At 60.3% G+C, this 20,039-nt stretch carries 19 protein-coding genes and 1 tRNA gene; all 20 read right to left on the bottom strand.

Going from position 1 to position 20,039, the window contains the following annotated elements:
- Nucleotides 1-3: 3 nt before the first annotated feature.
- Nucleotides 4-1,317 (bottom strand): MATE family efflux transporter, encoded by a 1,314-nt coding sequence (locus tag AT395_RS01005; RefSeq protein ID WP_156219686.1) that lies wholly within the window; start codon nt 1,315-1,317, stop codon nt 4-6.
- A 17-nt stretch (nt 1,318-1,334) separates the two neighbouring features.
- Nucleotides 1,335-2,222 carry an NAD-dependent epimerase/dehydratase family protein gene (locus AT395_RS01000; protein WP_048628327.1) on the bottom strand — a complete coding sequence of 296 codons (888 nt, stop codon included), beginning with the start codon at nt 2,220-2,222 and terminating at the stop codon, nt 1,335-1,337.
- A gap of 9 nt (nt 2,223-2,231) precedes the next feature.
- Nucleotides 2,232-3,578 (bottom strand): lipopolysaccharide biosynthesis protein RfbH, encoded by a 1,347-nt coding sequence (rfbH, locus tag AT395_RS00995; protein ID WP_048628328.1) that lies wholly within the window; start codon nt 3,576-3,578, stop codon nt 2,232-2,234.
- Between the two features lie 16 nt (nt 3,579-3,594).
- Nucleotides 3,595-4,656 (bottom strand): CDP-glucose 4,6-dehydratase, encoded by a 1,062-nt coding sequence (gene rfbG / locus AT395_RS00990; RefSeq protein ID WP_048628329.1) that lies wholly within the window; start codon nt 4,654-4,656, stop codon nt 3,595-3,597.
- 1 nt (nt 4,657) lies between these two features.
- Nucleotides 4,658-5,431 carry a glucose-1-phosphate cytidylyltransferase gene (rfbF, locus tag AT395_RS00985; protein WP_048628330.1) on the bottom strand — a complete coding sequence of 258 codons (774 nt, stop codon included), beginning with the start codon at nt 5,429-5,431 and terminating at the stop codon, nt 4,658-4,660.
- Nucleotides 5,432-5,451: 20 nt separating this feature from the next.
- Entirely contained in the window at nt 5,452-6,450 is a 999-nt protein-coding gene (locus tag AT395_RS00980) for an FAD-binding oxidoreductase (protein WP_048628331.1), read from the bottom strand.
- 145 nt (nt 6,451-6,595) lie between these two features.
- Nucleotides 6,596-6,961: a MarR family EPS-associated transcriptional regulator gene (locus AT395_RS00975; protein ID WP_048628332.1), complete on the bottom strand. Its 366-nt coding sequence runs from the start codon at nt 6,959-6,961 to the stop codon at nt 6,596-6,598.
- A 375-nt stretch (nt 6,962-7,336) separates the two neighbouring features.
- Nucleotides 7,337-7,412 (bottom strand) — tRNA-Ala (locus tag AT395_RS00970).
- A 129-nt stretch (nt 7,413-7,541) separates the two neighbouring features.
- A complete protein-coding gene (gene soxB, locus AT395_RS00965; RefSeq protein ID WP_048628335.1) occupies nt 7,542-9,251 on the bottom strand; it encodes a thiosulfohydrolase SoxB in 1,710 nt (569 codons plus the stop codon).
- Nucleotides 9,252-9,449: 198 nt separating this feature from the next.
- Nucleotides 9,450-9,905 carry a TlpA family protein disulfide reductase gene (locus tag AT395_RS00960; RefSeq protein WP_048628428.1) on the bottom strand — a complete coding sequence of 152 codons (456 nt, stop codon included), beginning with the start codon at nt 9,903-9,905 and terminating at the stop codon, nt 9,450-9,452.
- Nucleotides 9,906-10,265: 360 nt separating this feature from the next.
- The gene (soxX, locus tag AT395_RS00955; protein WP_048628336.1) at nt 10,266-10,916 is read right to left on the bottom strand and encodes a sulfur oxidation c-type cytochrome SoxX; all 651 of its coding nucleotides are present in this window, start codon (nt 10,914-10,916) and stop codon (nt 10,266-10,268) included.
- Nucleotides 10,917-10,935: 19 nt separating this feature from the next.
- The gene (gene soxA / locus AT395_RS00950) at nt 10,936-11,742 is read right to left on the bottom strand and encodes a sulfur oxidation c-type cytochrome SoxA (RefSeq protein ID WP_156219691.1); all 807 of its coding nucleotides are present in this window, start codon (nt 11,740-11,742) and stop codon (nt 10,936-10,938) included.
- 151 nt (nt 11,743-11,893) lie between these two features.
- Nucleotides 11,894-12,205, bottom strand: coding sequence for a thiosulfate oxidation carrier complex protein SoxZ (gene soxZ / locus AT395_RS00945; protein WP_042113531.1), 312 nt, complete (start codon nt 12,203-12,205; stop codon nt 11,894-11,896).
- Nucleotides 12,206-12,239: 34 nt separating this feature from the next.
- Nucleotides 12,240-12,707, bottom strand: a complete 468-nt coding sequence (soxY, locus tag AT395_RS00940) for a thiosulfate oxidation carrier protein SoxY (protein WP_039372958.1) — start codon at nt 12,705-12,707, stop codon at nt 12,240-12,242.
- Nucleotides 12,708-12,843: 136 nt separating this feature from the next.
- Nucleotides 12,844-13,173 (bottom strand): c-type cytochrome, encoded by a 330-nt coding sequence (locus AT395_RS00935; RefSeq protein WP_042113532.1) that lies wholly within the window; start codon nt 13,171-13,173, stop codon nt 12,844-12,846.
- 82 nt (nt 13,174-13,255) lie between these two features.
- On the bottom strand, nt 13,256-14,521 hold the full coding sequence (locus tag AT395_RS00930) for a c-type cytochrome (protein ID WP_048628337.1): 1,266 nt from the start codon (nt 14,519-14,521) through the stop codon (nt 13,256-13,258).
- A complete protein-coding gene (gene soxC, locus AT395_RS00925; RefSeq protein WP_042113534.1) occupies nt 14,505-15,881 on the bottom strand; it encodes a sulfite dehydrogenase in 1,377 nt (458 codons plus the stop codon). The genes AT395_RS00930 and soxC overlap by 17 nt, the downstream gene beginning before the upstream one ends.
- A 157-nt stretch (nt 15,882-16,038) precedes the next feature.
- Nucleotides 16,039-16,386, bottom strand: a complete 348-nt coding sequence (locus tag AT395_RS00920; protein WP_042113535.1) for an ArsR/SmtB family transcription factor — start codon at nt 16,384-16,386, stop codon at nt 16,039-16,041.
- 392 nt (nt 16,387-16,778) lie between these two features.
- Nucleotides 16,779-18,545 (bottom strand): ShlB/FhaC/HecB family hemolysin secretion/activation protein, encoded by a 1,767-nt coding sequence (locus AT395_RS00915; protein ID WP_048628338.1) that lies wholly within the window; start codon nt 18,543-18,545, stop codon nt 16,779-16,781.
- A gap of 198 nt (nt 18,546-18,743) precedes the next feature.
- Entirely contained in the window at nt 18,744-20,039 is a 1,296-nt protein-coding gene (locus AT395_RS00910) for an NAD(P)/FAD-dependent oxidoreductase (protein WP_048628339.1), read from the bottom strand.

The raw sequence follows: 20,039 nt of genomic DNA, 5'->3' as shown, positions 1-20,039 counted from the left end.
CGATCAAGCAGATGATAATTTCTGCACGGTTCGATAAAAAACGGCTGGCAGCCCAAAAGTTACCGTCATCAAAAAAGAAAGCATCAATCCCATGAGAAGACCATTAATGCCAAATATTCCGGAAAGATACCATTGGAGGCCAAAACTTAAACATGCCTGAATAGGCACAAGAATCCAAAAAGGGCGAAGCACATTCATGCTTTGTAGCATGACCCCATATGTGTCCGTCCAAACACGCATTATGAAGTAGACGCCGAACAGTGCGATCGTCGAAAGTGGCACGGTTACATCAGCAGATGCCATATGCACCAGTGTTTCACGGAAAATCGCAAGTGCCGCACAAAAAACGATTACGCCGACAACACCAATGCCTATGTAACGATAAGGCAATGTGCGCAGTGAGTCCCACTCGCCTTTTACCCGTAGCTCCGCACACACGGGCCATATCGCCTGTAGCAATGCCATATATATGAACCAGGCGGGACCAAACGCCCTAGTAAGAAGCGTGTAGACCACAACGTCGTAGGACCCCAATCGTTGGGACATCACCATGTAGTCCGCCTGAAGGACAACCGCGGATACTGCCGCGAACGCAAAAAATCCAACGGCGCGCCGCGCGATAATCTTCCCTGCTCGCGATATATCTTCCCCTCCACGACGCGCATCAGGACGGGCGTAATGCTTCATACAGTAGACAAATGTCACCATCGCGACCAGCGCGGGCGGACCGTAGAATAGTCCAACTGCTGAATAGAGCGGAAATGGCTGCTTCGAGACGTCTACCACAAGAATTAGGGCAAAGCCAATGAGTGTGCCGATTGTTGGCATAAGATGCGCAACCCACCCTAATTGCTCCGCGAACAACAGCTTGTATGCAACACCACCGACCGAGGTGGCAATAAATAGACTACCGGCGAGAAAAAACACTCGAGCACGCTCAGCATCCGTGAGTGTTATTGTTACTCCCTGGAGATATTGGTTTGCGAGTAATGGTGACAGCCAATACAGCGCAAACATGCAAATAGCCGCAGCGGGAATCAACAATAGCGCAGAAGCTAGCAACAGATCGCCACTGCCGCGCCCGGCGGCGCGCCGTTCCGACCAATGATTCTGCAAACTGTAGCCGACGCCAAAATCGGCGAGCACGGACCAAGCCAAAAGTGCCCCAAGCAGCGCGAACGCGGAATAGCCTTCCACGCCTAGTTCGCGCAAAAGATAGCGGATACTCAAGAGGTTGATGGACGCACTGGCGATCCGACTGAACCACCCCGTCGCCGCTACCCATATATGCTTGGGAATCCTATTCGCGAAATTCAACGAATACCGTACTCCGGTCATCGCTCTTCTCGCATCTGCTCAGCAACTAGGCGGCACAGACCTTCGTCCAATTGCACTTCTGGACTCCATCCTAGGCTTGATAGAAAGGAGATGTCCGCATGGGAATTCATTATTTCGCCAGGTCGATGCTTCAAGGCACCGAATCGTAGTTCCGACGTTGATTTCGAAAGCGAGTGCAACCGTTCAACAACACTACGTAACGAGGTGCTAATCGAAGTACCGACGCCTACCTCCACATATGATGGCAATGCCGCCGTATTCCGAGCGATTGCGATATATGCGCGGACAACATCCTCAACGAATACGAAATCTCGCTTTTGATTGCACGCAGTGAGATCAATTTGAGGAACATTGCCCAAAAGCTCTCTCAAAATCATTGGGAAGAATTTCCGTGCATCGTCACCGGTACCGTACACATGCTCCAGTCGCGCATTAACAAAATGGAAATGCGAGTGGTCGTCCGCCGTCAACGCCCCCCATTCTGCAAACGTGCGTTTAGTAAGTGAATACTCCTTCATGTATCCATAGCGATACTCGGGGCGGCTGAAGAAGCTATCGGTATTGATAAATGTGTCGCACCCCCCGTTGGCGGCCCACTGAAGCACAACGAGGGGAAACGCCACGTTTGCCTGTTCAATATCGAAGTAGGTTTCACCTTGCCTCCCGTATGCTGTCGCGAGGTGAAACACCACATCAATGTTCTTTAAGCTGCTGAGCTTGTTCTCAAGTTCGTCATCGACCGCCAGCCATCGAATTCCGGCAGCATCACGCTCCACTACACGCACTTGACGAGAAAGAGCGATGACTTCATCTCCGCGAGCTGCTAACGCACGAAGCAAATGCCTGCCAATAAATCCGGTCGCGCCGGTGACTAAGACCCGCATAGTGAACCCTTAGAACCCAAGCCCAAAAAACTCTTCAAGCTTCTCCGCGATATAGTCCAGATGGGCTTCCGTCAATGCCGGGAAAACGCCCAACCAGAACGTCTGGTTCATCACGATATCGGTGTTCGTCAGGTCACCGCTCACGCGGAAATTACGGCCAATCATGTACGGTTGACGAGTCAGGTTGCCGGCGAAAAGGAGACGCGTGGCAATCTTGTTCTGATCAAGGTAGTTCAGCAGGTCGACGCGTTTCACCCCCGACGTTTCCTTCAGAATCACCGGGAATCCAAACCACGATGGCTCCGAATTCGGCGTTGCCTCAGGCAAATGCAGGAAATCCTCGCAGCTCTTGAGACGGTTTTTCAGATAATCGAAGTTCTTGCGTCGCGTCGCGATGAACTCGTCGACACGGTCGAGCTGAGCAAGCGCGCATGCGGCTTGCATATCCGAAATCTTAAGGTTGTAGCCAAGGTGACTGTACGTGTACTTGTGGTCATACCCTTCCGGCAGATCACCAAGCTTCCAGCAGAAGCGCTTGTTGCACGTGTTGTCCTTGCCGGGGGGGCAGTAGCAATCGCGTCCCCAATCGCGGAACGATTCGGCAATCAGCTTGAGCTCCGAGTTATTGGTGAATACGGCGCCGCCTTCCCCCATCGTGATGTGATGAGCCGGGTAAAAACTCAGCGTAGCGATGTCGCCGAACGTGCCCACCAACTGGCCGTTGTACGTGGCGCCGAGCGCATCACAGCAATCTTCGACCAACCACAAGTTGTACTTCTTGCACAACGCTGTAACCACCTCCAGGTTGAAGGGATTGCCCAGCGAGTGAGCCAACATAATGGCTTTGGTTTTCGGGCTGATCGCAGCTTCAATCAGGTCCGCGTTGATGTTGTGCGTCTCAAGATCGACGTCGACAAACACCGGCACCGCACCGAATTGCAGGATCGGGTTCACCGTGGTCGGGAAACCAGCGGCCACACCGATCACTTCGTCCCCTTGCTTGATCGCACGATCGCCAAGGCGGGGGGAGGTCAGCGTCGAAAACGCCACGAGATTCGCAGAGGATCCCGAGTTGACGGTAATCAGATGCTTCACACCGAGATATTTCGCCAAGCGCGCTTCGAACTCCGCGTTGAAGCGACCGGTCGTCAGCCACCCGTCAAGGCTGGCCTCCACCATGTACTTGAGCTCTGTTGCACCGATGACTTTGCCCGAAACAGGCACCTGGCTCTCCCCAGGAACGAACGCCTTCGGCGCATAAGTGATATCGGCAAACTCTTGCACCAACGCAGCGATTTCCTTGCGAATGGCTTCCGGAGTTCTGGCGTTTGCTTGCGGGTTGTCTCGAGTATTCATACGGGTAAATCCAAAGTTAACTAGCGCTGTACTCTGCAATTTGCGCAATGCAGAGTGCACGTACATCCTCGTTGCGCAACTGAGCCTGTTGCCAGGCCGTGATTTTCGCCAATGCGGTCGCGAGGTTCCAGCGAGGGCGCCAGCCAAGCACCGATCTCGCTTTCGCGATATCGAGCTTCAGATAGTTGGCCTCGTGCGGATGTTCGCCACCGTCGAGCCGCCATGAGGCCCCATTGCCCCACGTGCCGATCAATTCCTCGACGATCCACTGAACCGGCCGGGCGTCTTGCTCATCGGGTCCGAAGTTCCACGCCTCGGCCCAACGATGGCCCTCCGAATAGAGTTTCTCGGCCAACATCAGATAGCCGGAAATCGGCTCGAGAACATGCTGCCAGGGACGAATCGAGAACGGATTTCGGATCACGACCGGCTCACCTCTCTCGAACGCGCGCAGTATATCGGGAATCAGACGGTCAGCCGCCCAATCACCGCCGCCAATCACATTGCCCGCACGCGCAGAGGCTAGCGCAGGCGTGCCATCGGCTGAGAAGAACGATCGGCGATACGCGCTCGTCACCAGTTCGGAGCATCCCTTACTATTGCTGTAAGGATCGTGTCCGCCCATGGGTTCGTTTTCGCGATAGCCCCATACCCATTCGTTATTCTCGTAGCACTTGTCAGTGGTGACGTTGACAATTGCGCGAACGCTCGCGGTGCGGCGTGCGGCTTCGAGCACATGCACTGTGCCCATGACGTTCGTCGCATATGTCTCAACAGGCTCGCTGTAAGACAATCGGACCAACGGCTGAGCTGCCATGTGAATCACGATTTCCGGTTGAAAACCGGCCATCGCTCTGCTTATGGCATCCAGGTCGCGCACGTCGGCGATAGTGCTCGCCATGCCGTCGGCCACGTTCGCCGCCACAAAGAGGCTGGGGTTAGTGGGCGGCGGAAGTGCATAGCCATGCACGTTGGCACCCATCGACTGGAGCCAAAGGCTCATCCAGCTTCCCTTGAAGCCGGTGTGCCCGGTAAGAAAGACGCGTTTGTCGCGCCAGAACTCAGGACGGATCGACATATCAGTCCCACTTCTTCCAGGGTGCTTTGCCATTGCCCCACAGTTCCTCAAGCAGATGCTTGTCTCGCAACGTGTCCATCGGTTGCCAAAAGCCCTGATGCTCGTAAGCCATCAACTCGCCATCGTTGGCCAGACGCATCAGCGGCTCCTGCTCCCACACCGTTGCGTCGCCGTCCAGATAAGACAGCACCTTCGGCGAAAGCACAAAGAAGCCGCCGTTGATCATGGCACCATCACCCTTGGGCTTTTCCTTGAAGCTGCGAACCTGGCGTTTTTCAATGTCGAGAGCACCGAAACGCCCGGGCGGAAACGTCGCTGTGAGTGTGGCCGCTTTCCCGTGCTTGCGGTGAAAATCGATCGTGGCCGTGATGTCGATATCGCCGACACCATCACCGTACGTAAAGCAAAATGCCTCTTCATCTTTCACGTAGTCGGCAACGCGAGCCAGTCGCCCGCCTGTCATGGAGTCGTCGCCAGTATCCACCAATGTAACGGTCCAGGGTTCTGCTCGGCGCTCGTGAACTCGCATCGAATTGTTCTTCATGTCGAAAGTCACGTCCGACATATGCAGGAAGTAGTTCGCGAAATACTCCTTGATCACGTACCCTTTGTACCCGCAGCAGATCACGAAATCGTGGATGCCGTGATAGGAATACATCTTCATGATGTGCCAGAGAATCGGCTTGCCGCCGATCTCGACCATCGGCTTGGGTCGCGTTGAGGTTTCCTCACTCAGACGAGTGCCCAGACCGCCGGCTAAAATAACCGCTTTCATCGTTTCCCCTTCTTTTCGATTTACAAAGCCGCAGAGCAAACAAAGGCGTCCGAGTAAAAATCTCGTTCACCAAGACCGTGTGCGATCAACAGGCTCCGCGCACTCTCGATCATCTCGTTAGACCCGCATGCGTAAACAACTGAATTTTTGAGTTCAGGCGCATCGGCGATTAAGGCGTTCTGGACATAACCGCTTGCACCATCCCACGCTTGCGGCGCGCGCGACAGCACCGGAATGAATTTCACCGCGAGGCCGGCAGGCATCGGGTCAATATATAGATCGCCGGGCAGACGACCGCCCCAATACACGGAGATCGACTCCGGCAACGCTTCCGGAGCCAGCGTCTGCATCGATTGCAGAATGGCGCGCACAGGTGCAATGCCTGTCCCGGTCGCGAGAAACACAACGTGTTTGCCAACACACGGACGAAGGAAGAATGTGCCAAGCGGGCCGACCAGTCGCATAAGATCGCCAGGCTTTGCACGTTCGAACCAATAGGCGCTCATTGCGCCTCCGGGGACTTCGCGAACATGCAGTTCGAGCAAGTCGTCGTTCGTCGGCGACGATGCCAGAGAATAGCTACGACGAACGCCGCCAGGCCCAATGACGTCGATATATTGTCCGGCGAAGAACTGCAGTTTTGCCGTCGGCGGCAAGCGCAGAACGACTTTCATTACGTCTACGGACAATCGCTCCAGCGCATGAATCTTGCAAGGCAAAGTGCGCGCCTCCGGCAGAACCACACCGCCGAGATCATCGACTTCAAGGGTCATGTCGGAGCTCGGAACTCGCACGCAACTGAGAATCCAGCCCGCCGCTACTAGCGCTTCGGAAATGCCCTGCTCGTGGACCCGCGCTCGCGACGTTCCGCTCACGACGCTGGTCTTGCAGGTGCTGCAACGTCCCGTTTTGCAACTGTATGCCAACGGGATATGGGCCCTCGCGGCGGCGTCGAGAATGGATTCGTCCTCGGCGCAATCGAATGTCTTACCGTCCGTCAGGGTAATCGTGTAGCTCATACGTAGATGTCCAGCAAATGCATCGGCCTGTTGCCGCTTAATTGCTATGGCCCGTGCAGCGTCGCCATGCGACGCGTCGTTACTCCGATACCTCGAACGTCGAGTGGGGGGGTCGTCGCTCAAGTCTCAGCGTCATCGTCTGAAATCATGCACTCCTCGGTCTTTCTCTCTGTTGATCTTCGACCTCGAATTGCAACGATTCGATTTCGATCCGAAGCGCTTCGTATTCCTGCATTTTCCGGATCAGAAACTCACTTGCCAATGCCGCTTTTTGCGCAATGCCCCGCGGAGTCAAAACATAAACATACCCAAACTTGTTTTTTGAGTGACTAAAGTTCTGCACCTTGACCCAGCCTTTGGCGATCAATGCTTTCATGCAGTAATTCAATCCACTCACACTAACGCCCAACTTTTGAGCGAGCTCTCGCTGCGTGATGTCCGGCGTTTCCTGCAGAATGCGTAACACTCGAAAATCGGTGTCCCGTTGAATAAGCGTCTGTCGACTTGACATTGAATTCACGCGATCCCAAAGGGCGATGTCAAAAATAGTCCTAAGTGGTGTGACACAGGGCGAGAATAATCGCCCCTTTTCAGGACCGATACACACACGTCAACCCGCAGGCCAAATGCATACGCTATCGCACTTCTGTACGAAATCGAACGATTCTAACAGTCCGTTACGAATACAACCACCTGTTACTTAAAGCGAAGACGTTGCTTTATGCCTACGCAGCCGATGTGAATTGAGCCATCCGACGACGCAGTTCAGCGGAATCTGTAGAGAAATTGCGTGTTACGGCAACAGAATCGCTGTCAGAAGGGATGTGAGCGCAAAATAGGCGCTTGATTGACGCTCGCGGACCTGACAAGCCGTCTGCGAGTCGATTGGTGGAGCGGAGGAGGATCGAACTCCCGACCTTCGCATTGCGAACGCGACGCTCTCCCAGCTGAGCTACCGCCCCACACGAAGCAACGATTATAGCGATTTTTTTGGGCACGGCGAGCAGCCGACAAAATTGGTCGGGATTTGCGTTTTCCCGGCAAAAACCCCGGCGGCCGGGCCTCGCCGCCGCCCGACGACCACCCCCGACTCAAGCCGCCCCCAAATTCCCCTTCATCCCCTTGATGGACGGGACTTTCGGCGCTTTCGCGACCACCGTTTTCTGGGCCCGGAGGTAGCGGGCCACCACGTCCCAGACCGGTTCGCCCTGGGCGCCCTCGGCCACCGGCGCCCAGCCTGCCACCTTGTACGTCTTGCCCGCCTCGATCAGCTTGCCGTTCAGGCGCATCTCAGTGATGCGCTGCCCCATCGGCGCCATCGGGTCGATCGTGTAGTCCATGCCGCCCACGCGCACCATGTCCCCGCCCTGCTGATAGTACGGGTCGGGATTGAACAGGTTGTCGGCCACATCCTCGAGCACCGTCTTGATCGTCTCGCCCGTCATCGGCGTGAGCGTTGTGTACGGATACGTGACGGCCGTCTGGTCGAGCAGTTGCTCCATCGTGATCGTCGCGCCCGGCAGCAGCGATGTACCCCAGCGGAAACCCGGCGAGAAGCCGATTTCGGCGTCCTTCTCGGCCATCACCGCGTCGAGCAGCAACTGGTCGAAGGTGCCGTTGAAGTTGCCCCGGCGATACAGCACGCCCTCCGTCACTGCCAGCGGCTCAGCCAGCTTTGCGGCAAACGGCGCACGTACGCGCTCGATGAGGGCTTGCATCGGCGCGTCGGCCGGCAGCAGATTGGAGAAGACCGGCAGCAGCTTGTAGCGGAAGTCCACCGGCTTGCCACCCTTCACGTCGAAGTCGAGCACGGCGAGGAACTTGCCGTTCGACCCGGCATTGGTCACGAGTGTCTTGCCGCCCCCGTTTTCCACGACGACGGGCTTCGGCACGCCATCGTGCGTATGACCGCCCATGATCGCGTCGATGCCGCGCACGCGCGACGCCAGCTTCAGGTCCACGTCCATGCCGTTGTGCGACAGCACGACCACAACCTGCGCGCCCTTGCCACGCACCTCGTCGACCATTGACTGCAAGCGCTCCTCCTGAATCCCGAACGTCCAGTCCGGGACAAAGTAGCGCGGGTTCGCAATCGGCGTGTACGGAAAGGCCTGCCCGATGATCGCCACGGGCACACCGTTCATCGTCCTGATCGTGTAAGGCGCGAAGACCGGGTCGCCGAAGTCGTTCGTCTGCACGTTTTGCGCGACAAAGTCGATCTTGCCCTTGAGCTGCTCCTCGACGACAGACTTCACGCGATCGGCACCATACGTGAACTCCCAGTGCGCCGTCATGACATCGACGCCCAGCGCGAGCGTGGCGTCGACCATGTCCTGGCCCTTCGTCCACATGGCCGTGCCGGAACCCTGCCACGTGTCGCCGCCATCGAGCAAAAGCGCGCCCGGGCGCGACGCCTTCATGCGCTTGACCAGCGTGGCCAGATGCGCAAACCCGCCGACCTTGCCGTACGTGCGGGACGCGGCAGCGAAGTCGAGATAGGTGAACGCATAGGCGTCGGGCGTGCCGGGACGCAGGCCATACGCTTTGAGGAACGCCTCGCCCACCAGATGCGGCGGCTTGTTCGCCTGCCCGCCAATCCCAAGATTGACGCTCGGCTCGCGGAAGTAGATCGGCAACAACTGCGCGTGGCAGTCGGTGAAGTGCAGCAGGTGCACGTTGCCGAACTTCGGCAGATCGTAAAACGCCGCAGCCGCCTGCGCGGCCGCCGTCTCGTGATGCGACAGCGCCATCCCCCCGGCCGCTGCCACCGCCAACACCTGCATGAACTCGCGTCGATTCATTTCGTCTCCGTAGCGCACACGTCGTGCGGCGCGCCTGCTTTCTCGTTATTCGATGAGATCCGTCCGGGCCGGATCGGATCGCGTCACCCGGTCGTCACCGCCATTGCGCGGCGATCGTTCCAAGGGAAATTCCGCGGCGACTCTGCCACGTCCGCCTCACTGGCTCAAGTCGTTGAGTCGCCCGTCCGAGTCATGTCGTTATTTCCCCGCGTAATCCGCGAGCGCCGCCACGTCCTCGCCGAACATCTCGCCCACTTCCTTGCGCAGCACCTTGCCGTTACGGCCGATCACGTACAACTCCGGCAATCCGCGACGCTTACCCAGCGCCGCCTGCCACGCGTCGTTCTCCATGCCCGCCGGGAACGTATAGCCATGCGCCTTCATATAGTCGACGGCTTCCTGCAGCTTCTTGTCGATGGAGAGCGTGACGATCTGGATTGGCTTGCCGCGCGTGGCCTCGAAGAGCTTCTGCACATGCGGATTCTGCTGCGCGCAGAACGGGCACCACGACGCCCAGTACTCGACGATCACCGTACGGTCCTTGAACGCGCTGGCGGGCAGCGTCTTGCCGTCGAGCAACGTGAGCGACGGCAAGGTGACGGTGTCGCCAACCTCGATCGCATGCGCCGGTGTGCCGAGAAGCATCGCCCCCATGGCTAACGCCGCGGCTGTCACCGCCCGGATACGTCTGCGCACATCAATACCCGCTAGTCGCGCAATCTTGCGTATTGGAAGAAGCACCGCGCCGAAGGCGACGCCGACGTCGACAACAGCGCGCACTGAACGCATCGATGGCACGCCCATTTGCCAGAAGTTCGTACGCGCGAAAGGCGTCTTAACATCAGAAGCCTGCACACGCGCACCTCGCCACCACTCACGCGAGCGGGCACATTGCGAAGAACCGCGACGCTCAGCGGCCCGGCTCGGAAATTTCAGGGATGTCATGCAGCACTCCGGAAGTCGGCGGCGACCCTGATCGGACAGACCCGGGTCGCGCGCCGCAACGGCGATGACTTACTGGTTCACAGGCGAAGCCGGATCGAGCAGCAGCGCCATGACGTCCTTCAACTGCTGTTCGGTCAGAATGCCCGCAGCCCCAAAACGCGGCATGTTCGAGCAGGCCATGTAGCTGTGCGAGTCGTAGACCTTCGCCCACGTGTACTTGACCACCTCGGGCGAATCGCCACGCAGCTTGCCGTAGTGGTATAGCGACGGACCGATGTTGCCGAACGAGATCTCGCTCTTGGTCAGCTGGTGGCATGCATAGCAGTTGCCGCCGTTGACGGTGTCGGCCTTGTCGGTGAACTGCATGCCGCGGCCGTTCTGCGCGACCTTCTCGCCTTCCTTCCAGTCGCCGAGATACTTGCCGTCGGCCGGTGCCTTGACGTTCGCCAACTCGGCCTTTTGCAGACGCTCGGCAATCTTCGCCGGCATCGGCTTGACCGCATACTGCGTGCACAGCTTCTGCAATTCACTCTGATCGATGCGATCGAGCTGGGCGATGCCCGAAGGACGGAACGAGTCGCGCAGTTCCTGCACCACGGCGGCATCGGTCGTGCCGGTGACGAGCTTCGCGCCGTCGCCCTGTGCGAACGCCATGCCGACGACGAGTGCCCCGGCCGCTGCCAGCGCAACGCTCGTCGCGCGCAATGCGAATGATTTCATGGGTGTGCCTCGTGATCGGTCAGCGCTTCAGGCCGGGGGCGTCCATCTTGCCGCCGTTGGCCATCACACCGAGGAAGGTAATCAGATCGACGGACGCCTGCGAGCCGTAATTCAGCTCGGGCAGACGCTGTTGACGGAAGCAGTCGTACATCCGCCATTGCAGCGTGCGCAGCGCGCCCTGCGAGACACGATAGCCCGGCCACGTGGCAAACGCCTGACGTGCGGCCGCCGGTTTGGTCAGGTTCGGCAGATCCTGAAGGCGAATGCGCTTGTCGTCTGCGCCGTGGCACGACGCGCACGAGAAATCGTACGGACCGGCACGGTAATAGAAGATCTTCTGGCCACGCGCGTAGGCTTCCTTCTCTTCCTTGCGCGACTGCGGCACGTGAATGATCGCGCCGCGCGACTGACCGGCCACATAGGCGGTGAGCGCTTCGAGATCGGTCGGGTCCTGACCTTCCTTCGAGAACGGTTGCTTGATGACGTCTGCACGCTTGAAGCCTTGCAGATTCACCATGCACTCGACGATGCGCGACTCGGCGTCGAGCACACGTTTCGTATCGGGGAAGTAGCGCGGCAGTTGTGCGTAGACATCTTTCACAACGCCAGCCCCCAGCCCCAGATCGCATTGGGCAAGCGACACGTTGTTCGGGCCGCGCGGCGTTTTCCAGAGTTCTTCGCCCCGCATTTCGATCAGTTCGGCCGGGTTGCCGTCGGCGAGCATCTCGCGGTACTGCGCGATGGCGTCGGCCGTCGAGCTGTCGGCAGCGAATACGGGGGCTACGGGGGCGCTGGCACCCGCGATGGCGAGCACGCCGCCAAGCATCGTCCGACGCAGCCATGCTGCGTGACGTGGGGTGCTCACCCGTGCGCTATGTTGCGCCTCAAGCATCTGACTCTCCTCTGTGTGGGTTGTTCGGCGCATGGCAGGGAGGCTCCCCGCCAGCACCACCGCGCACTTCCCGGCACTTACCCCGTCAGGCGACGGTCGCCTCGTCGGTACGCGAGTCGCCCTTGTTATCGGTCCACGTCACCGTGACCTTGTCGCCCTTCTTGCCGCCCTTGAACTTGAACGACATGAACGGGTCTTTCGATACCGCCGGACCCCATTCGGCCGTCAGCACCGTCTTGCCATTGCAGGTGACCGTGACCGTCTGGATGAAGTGTGCGGGGACGATGTTACCGGAAGCGTCTTTGCGCTGGCCGGTTTCCATGATGTGGCTCATCAGCGCCTTGACCTCGACGACACCGCCGGCCTCGGTTGCGCGAATGCGCATCGGATTACCCATGTTGTGGCTCCTCTAGAGTTCTACGATGCGCCGCTTAACCGCCGCAACCGCCCAGCGTGACCTTGATTTCCTTCTCGGCCACGAGGTACTTGTTATCCGCTTTGACGAGGGCGTAGACCTTCGAGGTCTGCCCCATCTTCACGCGCGTGGTCACCGACGGCTCGGTGCCTTCCGGAATGTCGAACGACGCGGCGAGCGTATTCGGATTCTTCTCAATCAGAATCGCGATCGATTGCGTATTCGGTGCCTTGCTCGTCACCGCCACCGGCACGACCGCACCGTTCTCGGCAATGTCGGGTGCGGTCAGCACGACCAGGTCGCTGGGGCTCGCGCTCGTGCCACCCAGCGCCTTGACCGTATCGGCCACGCTCTTGGTCGCAAATGCCGCCTTGTTCCATTCCACCTGTGCCGCGCGAGCCTCTTCGGGCTTGATCAGCCCGGCGGCCACCGCCAGTCCCATTACCGCGGAAAACCGCAGCATGTCGCGTCGCTGTTGGTTCATCTCTGTGTATTTCCTTCTCTGAAGGCCGCCGATGCGTCATGTGTCGAAGACACCCAACGCACCGGCCGCCGTTCGCTCGCCCGGCCTGCCGTCCGATCGTGCTTGACGGTGTGCCGGCGAGCCCCCTGCCCCGGCCTTACTTCGCCGGGGCGCCAGCCAGGACCCACTCGACGAGGATCTTGGCGTCAGCATCCGACAGGTTCGGGTGCGCCGGCATCGGGATCGGACCCCAGACGCCCGAACCGCCGCCCTTCACCTTCTTCACCAGCTTGGCCACGGCATCCTTGTCGCCCTTGTACTTGGCAGCGACTTCCTGATAAGACGGGCCCACGAGCTTCTTGTCGACGGCGTGGCAACCCATACAGGCGTTGGCACCCGCGAGCTTGGTCGCCGCGGCAACGTCGACACCGGCGTGCGCCAGCGAGGTGCCAGCCAGCATGGCCGCAGCGATAAGCATCTTCTTCATCGTTTCTCCTTCGATTTGTGTAGGGGACGGGGTCCTGCGGCGGCCGGAAAACCCTGGCGCATCCGTCGGACACCCTGCCCGCTCAATGTGCACCACGGAGAATCCAGTCGACCATCGTGCGGACGTCGGTTTCGGCGACCTGTGCCTGAGGCGGCATTGGCATGCTGCCCCAGTTACCGGCACCTCCGGCACGTATCTTCGCCACCAGTTTTTCAGTCGCATCCGACTGCCCATGGTACTTGGTGGCGACCTCCGAGAAGGCGGGCCCGATCTTCTTGTCGGTCACGCCGTGACAGGCCAGACAACCGTTCTTGTCCGCAAGCGTTGCTGCCGGTGACGTCGCTGTGGCGGTTTGGGCCGGCGCGTCCGGACTCGCCATGCCAAGCGTGGCGAGGGCCGCGGTCTTGCGCACCGACGCATTTTGCGCGGCGGTGCCCGACAGCGGCGGCAGCTTCGTATCGACACCGCGCACCGGTCCGATGACCCGGTTCTGCGCGGCCAGATCCCCATGTGCGTCGCGGGCGTACGCAGGGAGTGCGGACGTCACGATACCAGCCTCGGGACAATCCTGCATACACGCCTTGTTATGGGTATCCGGTTTGTCGCCCACGCGCCACATGCCGTGCGCACGCGTCATCCCGTTGCGATTCGGCATGAGTTTCTGCACATCGGCGATGTTCTTGTCCGATAGCACGAAGTCCGACGGCACGATCTCGCCAAGATTCAGAATGTAGGCCGTGACTGCGTACACCTCGTCCGGTGTGAGCGAGCGCGGTGCATTCCACGGCATGGCGCGACGGATGTAATCCCAGATCGTCGAGACCGTGTCGACCTTCATGAGCGTGGTGCGCACCGGCTGGTTGTTCGCTCGCAGCGACGCCACGTGCCCCGTCTTGATGTCTTCCGCCGTGGTGCCGCCCACCAGCGGGTTGAACACCTCGTTACTTTCGCCGAATGTGCCGTGACACGACGCGCATCGCGCATCGAACAGCTTCTGTCCGTCTGCCACCGAACCTTGCCCCTTCGGCAACCCCTTGAAGTCGGGACGCACATCGATGTCCCATGCGCTGACTTCGGCCGGCGTGGCGTCGCGCCCGATCCCCGTGGGCGCCTTGATCCTGACGGGTGATGACGATGCCTGCGATGCCGCCTGCGCGGTCTGAGCGGTCTGAGCGGTCTGAGCGGTCTGAGCGGCGTTGACCGGCGCCGCCTTGGCCGGTGCCGAAAGCCACGCCACGACCGTCAGTGCGATGAGCGCCAGCGCGCTCGCCCAGAGTCCGGCGACGATCAGTGCATGCACACGCCGCATGGCGTTGCGAGGTGACTTGCGTTCAATCGACGTGAACATTGGTCACCTCCCCGTTTGCTGCCACTTGCCAAGTCTGGATAGCGTTGTTGTGATAGATGGACTTGGTGCCGCGCACCTCGCGCAGTTGCCGGTAACGCGGCTGTACGAAACCTGTCTCGTCCACCGCGCGGCTTTGCAGCAATGCCGGCGAGCCGTCCCATTGCCAGTCGAAGTTGAAGCGCGTGAGACACTTCGGCAGCACGGGCGATTCGATTCGTGCCGCGCGCCACGACTTGCCGCCGTCGGTCGATACGTCAACCCGTTTGATGCGGCCGCGGCCCGACCATGCAAGGCCCGTCACGTTGAAATAGCCGCGATCGAGCAACGCCTGCCCTCCTGAGGGCGACGTGATCACCGACTTGCACTCCTGAATCGAGGTGTACTGGCGATGCTGGCCGTCCGGCATCAGGTCGACGTAGTGGCTGGTTTCATCCTTGGTATTCCACGGCGCATCGCCAACCTTGATACGGCGCAGCCATTTCACCCACGACACGCCCTGCACGCCGGGCACGACCAGGCGCAGCGGGTAGCCGTTCTCGGGGCGCAGCATTTCGCCGTTCATGCCCCACGCGACGAGCACATCTGAGAGCGCCGCCTCCATCGAGATCGTGCGGGTCATGCCGGAACCGTCGCCGCCTTCGGCCAGCACGAACTGGCCGCGCTTGGTGTCCGCGCCAACATCGTCGAGCAGCACGGACAACGGCACGCCTGTGAATTCGCAGCACGACAGCATGCCATGCGTGTACTGAACCGTCGGCACCGCCGCATTGCCCCACTCCATACCGGTATTCGCGCCGCATTCGATGAAGTGCATGCGCGACACCGACGGCAAACGCATGATGTCGTCCATCGTGTACACCTTCGCCTCGCGCACGAGACCGTGCACCATCAGGCGGTGTTGCGTCGGATCGATCTCCTGCCAGCCCTGATGGTGACGTTCGAAGTGCAGACCGCTCGGCGTGATGATGCCGAACAGGCCTTGCAACGGTGTGAAGGCGACCGAGGCTTGTGTCGTCTGCGTGAGTCCTGGCGACTGGCGGCGTTGCAGGTTCGCTTCGTACTTCGACGGCATGCCGTAGGGACGTGCCGCGACCGCCTGACCCAGCGAGGTGGCCCATGGGCGCGGCTCGAGAATCATCGGGTCGCCGGCGGCGCCCGCACTGGCCGGGGCGTCGGCGGCGAAGGCGGCGCCACCCGCCAGCGCGGCCCCTGCCGCCAGAAAGCTGCGTTGCAGAAAACTGCGTCGTGTCGGGTTCAACCCGTCGCGAACGATGTCGGCGGCCAGATTGCCGTCGACGAAATTCTCCGGAGCGCGGCGCAAACGGCCGGCTCGCGATGCGCTATCGCTGGTCTTGCTCACCCTGTCTCCTCGCGTTTTGTGGCGGCCGCCAGCGTCGCGAGGACACCGGCGGATTACCGCTTTTGTTCGGGCTTATGAACGCGGTCTCGATGCCGCGCTGTCTTACGGGCCTTGCAATGCTTCGGTGCTACGGTTTCACAACGGCCTGCGCCGCACGTCAGTTCACGCGTGGCATGAAGCCATCGACCGCGCGCTCCGGCAACGCCTCCTCTTCGATTCGGCCGGCGACCTGCACGCATACGGCGCGACAGATCTCGACCACCCCGGTATCGGCAATCGTGTAATACACCTGATTCCCGTCGCGACGGCGTGACAGTACCCCGGCCTGATACATCGCTCCGAGATGTCGCGAGACGTTCGTCTGCGACGAACCCACCTGCGTCACCACCTCGTTCACCGAGCGCTCGCCACCGCACAGCGCGTGCAGAATTCGCAACCGGGTCGGCTCGGAGAGCAGGCTGAAGTAGTGCGACACCTTTTCGAATACGCGATCGAGTTCTTCCATGACGGTCAGTCTTCAAGTTCGTGTGAAGGCACAGTAAATTCCGTATATGCCTACATACGCATATACGGATAATCAAAATAACGAGCGAGAGAAGCAAGCTGCACTGCAACATATCGGACCCCGATGCATCTCGCGAAACGGCGCGCATTTTGGGTCCGGCAAACAATTTCCCATGTATACAGCGGGATATAGCGCAGCCAGCTCCGTGCGTTTGCGCGACACGCGATGTCATGTCCGCTGGCAAGGGCAGCGACACGCGCAATGACACGGCGAATTGAGGCATCAGGGAAAAACCCGATAAGAAAAGTGACAAGCGATGGCGCGGCCGCAGCCGCATCTTCGGCGTACGGCGTCCCTTGAAGGGCGCGACGATCTGCGAAAGCTGCCGCGCTTCACTCGAACTGATATGACCAATTCGCATTGAAACGCAGCGGCCGGTTCGGCGAGTTGGTCGGCGCATCGGCCATCGGTTTGGCGATCGACAGGTCGAGCGAGTAGTACTTGCTGTCCGAAATTCGTACGCCCAGCCCGACCGAAGCGAGTTGATTGTGGAACAACTGCCCGTAATTCAGATAAACGCGAGCGGTATCGAGCATCAGATACGGCTGGATCGTCTTGAGGTAACGGAAATCGGTACGGAACATGCGGTTCAATTCGATCGACGCGCCCCAGCCCTTGTCGCCGGCGATTTCACCCGCCGGATATCCGAGACCGAAGCGCTGGCCGCCGAACGTCGCCTGCTCGGACGTCGGCAGCGTGTTGCCGCTGTACTGCGCGCCGGCCGAGACGATGACGCCGAAGTCCCACGGCAGCACTACCCCCTGTTTGCCATCGAGAGTGAAGCGCCAGAAAGCCAGGTCGTAAGGGCCGAGAATTTGCGCCACGCCCGCCGGCTGCGTGGTGTAGGACTGGCTCGCGCCCATGCCGTTGAAACCCTTGAACACACCCAGCGTGGCGCTGCGGGTCTGTTTGTCGGTGACTTCGTTATAGGCGAGTTGCACCTGCCCCGCGCGCACGTTCGTCTGCGAATTAATATAGTTCGGCGAATTCGGCACTTCGTAGCGGTCGCGTGAATTCACGCCGTACATGCCGCCACTGACCGTGAGGCTGCGCTGGTTGTTCAGCAGGATCGGGTACGACAGCCCGACAGCCACACGTTTGGTATCGAGATGTCGCGTGAGCCCCGCGAGCGCCTGATCGTCCGGCTGGCCGCGATAGTGCGACGCATCGACACGAGCCTGCAATCCGTCCGAACCCAGCGGCTGGATATACGACGCCGCGTAGAACTCTTCGTCGTTGTGCCCTTTCGGGGCGATGGCCGTGAGCTGAATCTGTTCGCCAAGCGGCGTGAGCGCGTTGCTCGACACGGTAAATACACCGCGAATGCCCGGATTGTTATACGAGAGCGACGTGCCCAGCGCCACAGGCTGACGCGACACATCCAGCGAGAGCTCGGTCGCGCCGTCGGTCTGCGTGGGCGGCTGCACGTCGGCCTTGATCTTCATGCCGGGCACGAGCGTGAGCAGATTCAGATAGCGCTCGAATGTCGCTCGCTTGAGGGGACGCTCCGCCTCAATGTGCGCCGCAATGTCGCGCAGGCGCTGCTCGGACGGCCCCGGCTTGCCAGTAATTTTCGTACTCGAGATATAGCCTTCGACTACGGTCACGCGCACGAAGCCGTCGTTGAAATCCTGCGCCGGAACGAAGGCGAAGGACAGCAGGTAGCCCGCGTCCTGATACATCTTCGTGACCTGATTGGCTTTCTCGACCAGATCGCCGATGGTCACTTCCTTGCCCGCCATCGGGGCAAACAGTCCAGCCACCGATTCGAAAGGCAAGGACTTGACCCCTTCGATACCGAAACGCCGCGGGGTGATCTTGCGGGCGAGCAGCGACTTGAGGGCGTCTTCCTGCGTCGGCGCCTGAATATGCAGCGTTGGGGCTGCGGCTTTGGGGACGTCAATCTTTGGAAGACTCTGAAGCGGATCGCCACGGACAGGACTGGCATCGGCCCAGACTTGTTGCGCCCCCAGCAGGCCGATGGCGGTGAGCGATGCGGCAATGATCTGAACGACGACGTTGTAGTTGCGAACAGACTTGCCCGAGCCCCCACGCGCGATGCGTGACGCTAGACGGGACTCTCCCTGGCGATACGCCATCCCTATGCCCCCCAACGCTTATTTTTTCGTGCGGCCAGTGTAACCGAGAGGCGTGAGGCCCCGTCAACGGGGGATTTCGGGGAGATTCGTCACCGACACAACAACCGGTTCGCGCGCGTCGGTAGAACGTACGTTGCGTAGCTTAGAGACTCTCCTCCAAACGCGCTTCGACGCCCGCGCATGCCGCCGGAATCCGCATCAAGCCAGCATGTCCGCCCAGATGCCTTGTGCCCATGCGAGTCCCAGCGCGAATTCGTCTCGCGTGGCGCGCGGCGAGGCACCGCCTGTGCCCGGCACCGGGAGCATGGTGTGCTGTGCCGCGTCATATCGGTGAACGCTCGCCACGTGCATCGCTTCGGTGGCCGACACGAACGTGTAGCAAGTGTTGCTATAGAGCGGCTCGGGGTTGACCAGGCGGCCGGACAGGGTCGCCACGATGGCGGCCGCACAGACCTTGCCGTGCTGGTTCGCCATGTGGCCGGACTTCGGCATTTGCGGCGCAATCTGGATGGCGTCGCCGAGAATGTGAATGTCGGCGTGCGCCCTGGAAGCGAACGTCAGGAAATCGACGTCGCACCAGCGGCCGTTGGCCGTTGCCAGTCCGCTCTCTACCGCAATATCGCCCGCCCGCATCGGCGGGATCACGTTGAGCACATCGGCCCGAATCTCCTCGCCCAGTTCGAAGCGTGCGATCTGCGTTGCGCCATCGAGGGCCACTTCGGTGCAATTGAATTGCGGGTGATACTCGACGATGCCGGCGAACTGCGTGCGCCAGACCTCTTGAAACTGCTCCGCTTCGGCGAGCACCTGATCGTTGGCGTCGAAGACAAGCACCTTGGCGCGTGGCTTATGCTGTTTGAGCCACGCGGCGGCCTGACACGCCCGCTCGTACGGCGCGGGCGGGCAGCGAAACGGCGCCTCGGGAATGGTGATCGCGAATACGCCACCTTCCGGCATGGCTTGCAGGCGGGTATGCAGGGCGGTGCTTTCACGCGCATCGATCCACGCCACCGGCAAGGCGTCGCGGATCGCCGGTTCGGAGAACCCGGCGATGGCGTCTCGACGCAACGACACACCGGGGGCAACGATCAGCTTGTCGTAAGACAGACGGCCGCCGTCGGCGAGTTGCACCCGCTTGTTGGCAGCATCGATCGCGACGGCGCGCGTGCGGCGCCAGACCACGCCATGTCGTGCGACGAGCGTGTCGTAAGGCACCGTCAGGTCGCTTACCCGCAAGTTTCCGCCAACCACGAGATTCGATAACGGCGACGAGACGAATGCCGCATTCGGCTCGACGAGCGTGACATCGATAGTGTTGCCCGAGAGAACACGCAGCGCTTTCGCCGCCGTGGCGCCACCGAACCCGCCGCCGATGACCACCACACGGGCACGCCCTTTCACTGGCGTCGGCCAGAGCGAGGCCGCCCGTGTGGCGGTTGCACCGGCCAATGCGGCCATCGAGCCCAATCCGAGAAGCCAGTCGCGGCGACGCAT

Origin of the sequence: Pandoraea apista, from assembly GCF_001465595.2 — a bacterium.
Classification (GTDB): domain Bacteria; phylum Pseudomonadota; class Gammaproteobacteria; order Burkholderiales; family Burkholderiaceae; genus Pandoraea; species Pandoraea apista.
The sequence above is the reverse complement of the archived record's forward strand: the minus strand, read 5'-3'. Positions and strand labels throughout refer to the sequence as shown.

Coding starts and splice junctions, on each gene's coding strand:
- AT395_RS01000 (WP_048628327.1), bottom strand. CDS start 2,222: ATGCGGGTCTTAGTCACCGGCGCGACCGGATTTATTGGCAGGCATTTG.
- rfbH (WP_048628328.1), bottom strand. CDS start 3,578: ATGAATACTCGAGACAACCCGCAAGCAAACGCCAGAACTCCGGAAGCC.
- rfbG (WP_048628329.1), bottom strand. CDS start 4,656: ATGTCGATCCGTCCTGAGTTCTGGCGCGACAAACGCGTCTTTCTTACC.
- rfbF (WP_048628330.1), bottom strand. CDS start 5,431: ATGAAAGCGGTTATTTTAGCCGGCGGTCTGGGCACTCGTCTGAGTGAG.
- AT395_RS00980 (WP_048628331.1), bottom strand. CDS start 6,450: ATGAGCTACACGATTACCCTGACGGACGGTAAGACATTCGATTGCGCC.
- AT395_RS00975 (WP_048628332.1), bottom strand. CDS start 6,961: ATGTCAAGTCGACAGACGCTTATTCAACGGGACACCGATTTTCGAGTG.
- soxB (WP_048628335.1), bottom strand. CDS start 9,251: ATGAATCGACGCGAGTTCATGCAGGTGTTGGCGGTGGCAGCGGCCGGG.
- AT395_RS00960 (WP_048628428.1), bottom strand. CDS start 9,905: ATGGGGGCGATGCTTCTCGGCACACCGGCGCATGCGATCGAGGTTGGC.
- soxX (WP_048628336.1), bottom strand. CDS start 10,916: ATGAAATCATTCGCATTGCGCGCGACGAGCGTTGCGCTGGCAGCGGCC.
- soxA (WP_156219691.1), bottom strand. CDS start 11,742: ATGCTTGGCGGCGTGCTCGCCATCGCGGGTGCCAGCGCCCCCGTAGCC.
- soxZ (WP_042113531.1), bottom strand. CDS start 12,205: ATGGGTAATCCGATGCGCATTCGCGCAACCGAGGCCGGCGGTGTCGTC.
- soxY (WP_039372958.1), bottom strand. CDS start 12,707: ATGAACCAACAGCGACGCGACATGCTGCGGTTTTCCGCGGTAATGGGA.
- AT395_RS00935 (WP_042113532.1), bottom strand. CDS start 13,173: ATGAAGAAGATGCTTATCGCTGCGGCCATGCTGGCTGGCACCTCGCTG.
- AT395_RS00930 (WP_048628337.1), bottom strand. CDS start 14,521: ATGTTCACGTCGATTGAACGCAAGTCACCTCGCAACGCCATGCGGCGT.
- AT395_RS00920 (WP_042113535.1), bottom strand. CDS start 16,386: ATGGAAGAACTCGATCGCGTATTCGAAAAGGTGTCGCACTACTTCAGC.
- AT395_RS00915 (WP_048628338.1), bottom strand. CDS start 18,545: ATGGCGTATCGCCAGGGAGAGTCCCGTCTAGCGTCACGCATCGCGCGT.
- AT395_RS00910 (WP_048628339.1), bottom strand. CDS start 20,039: ATGCGTCGCCGCGACTGGCTTCTCGGATTGGGCTCGATGGCCGCATTG.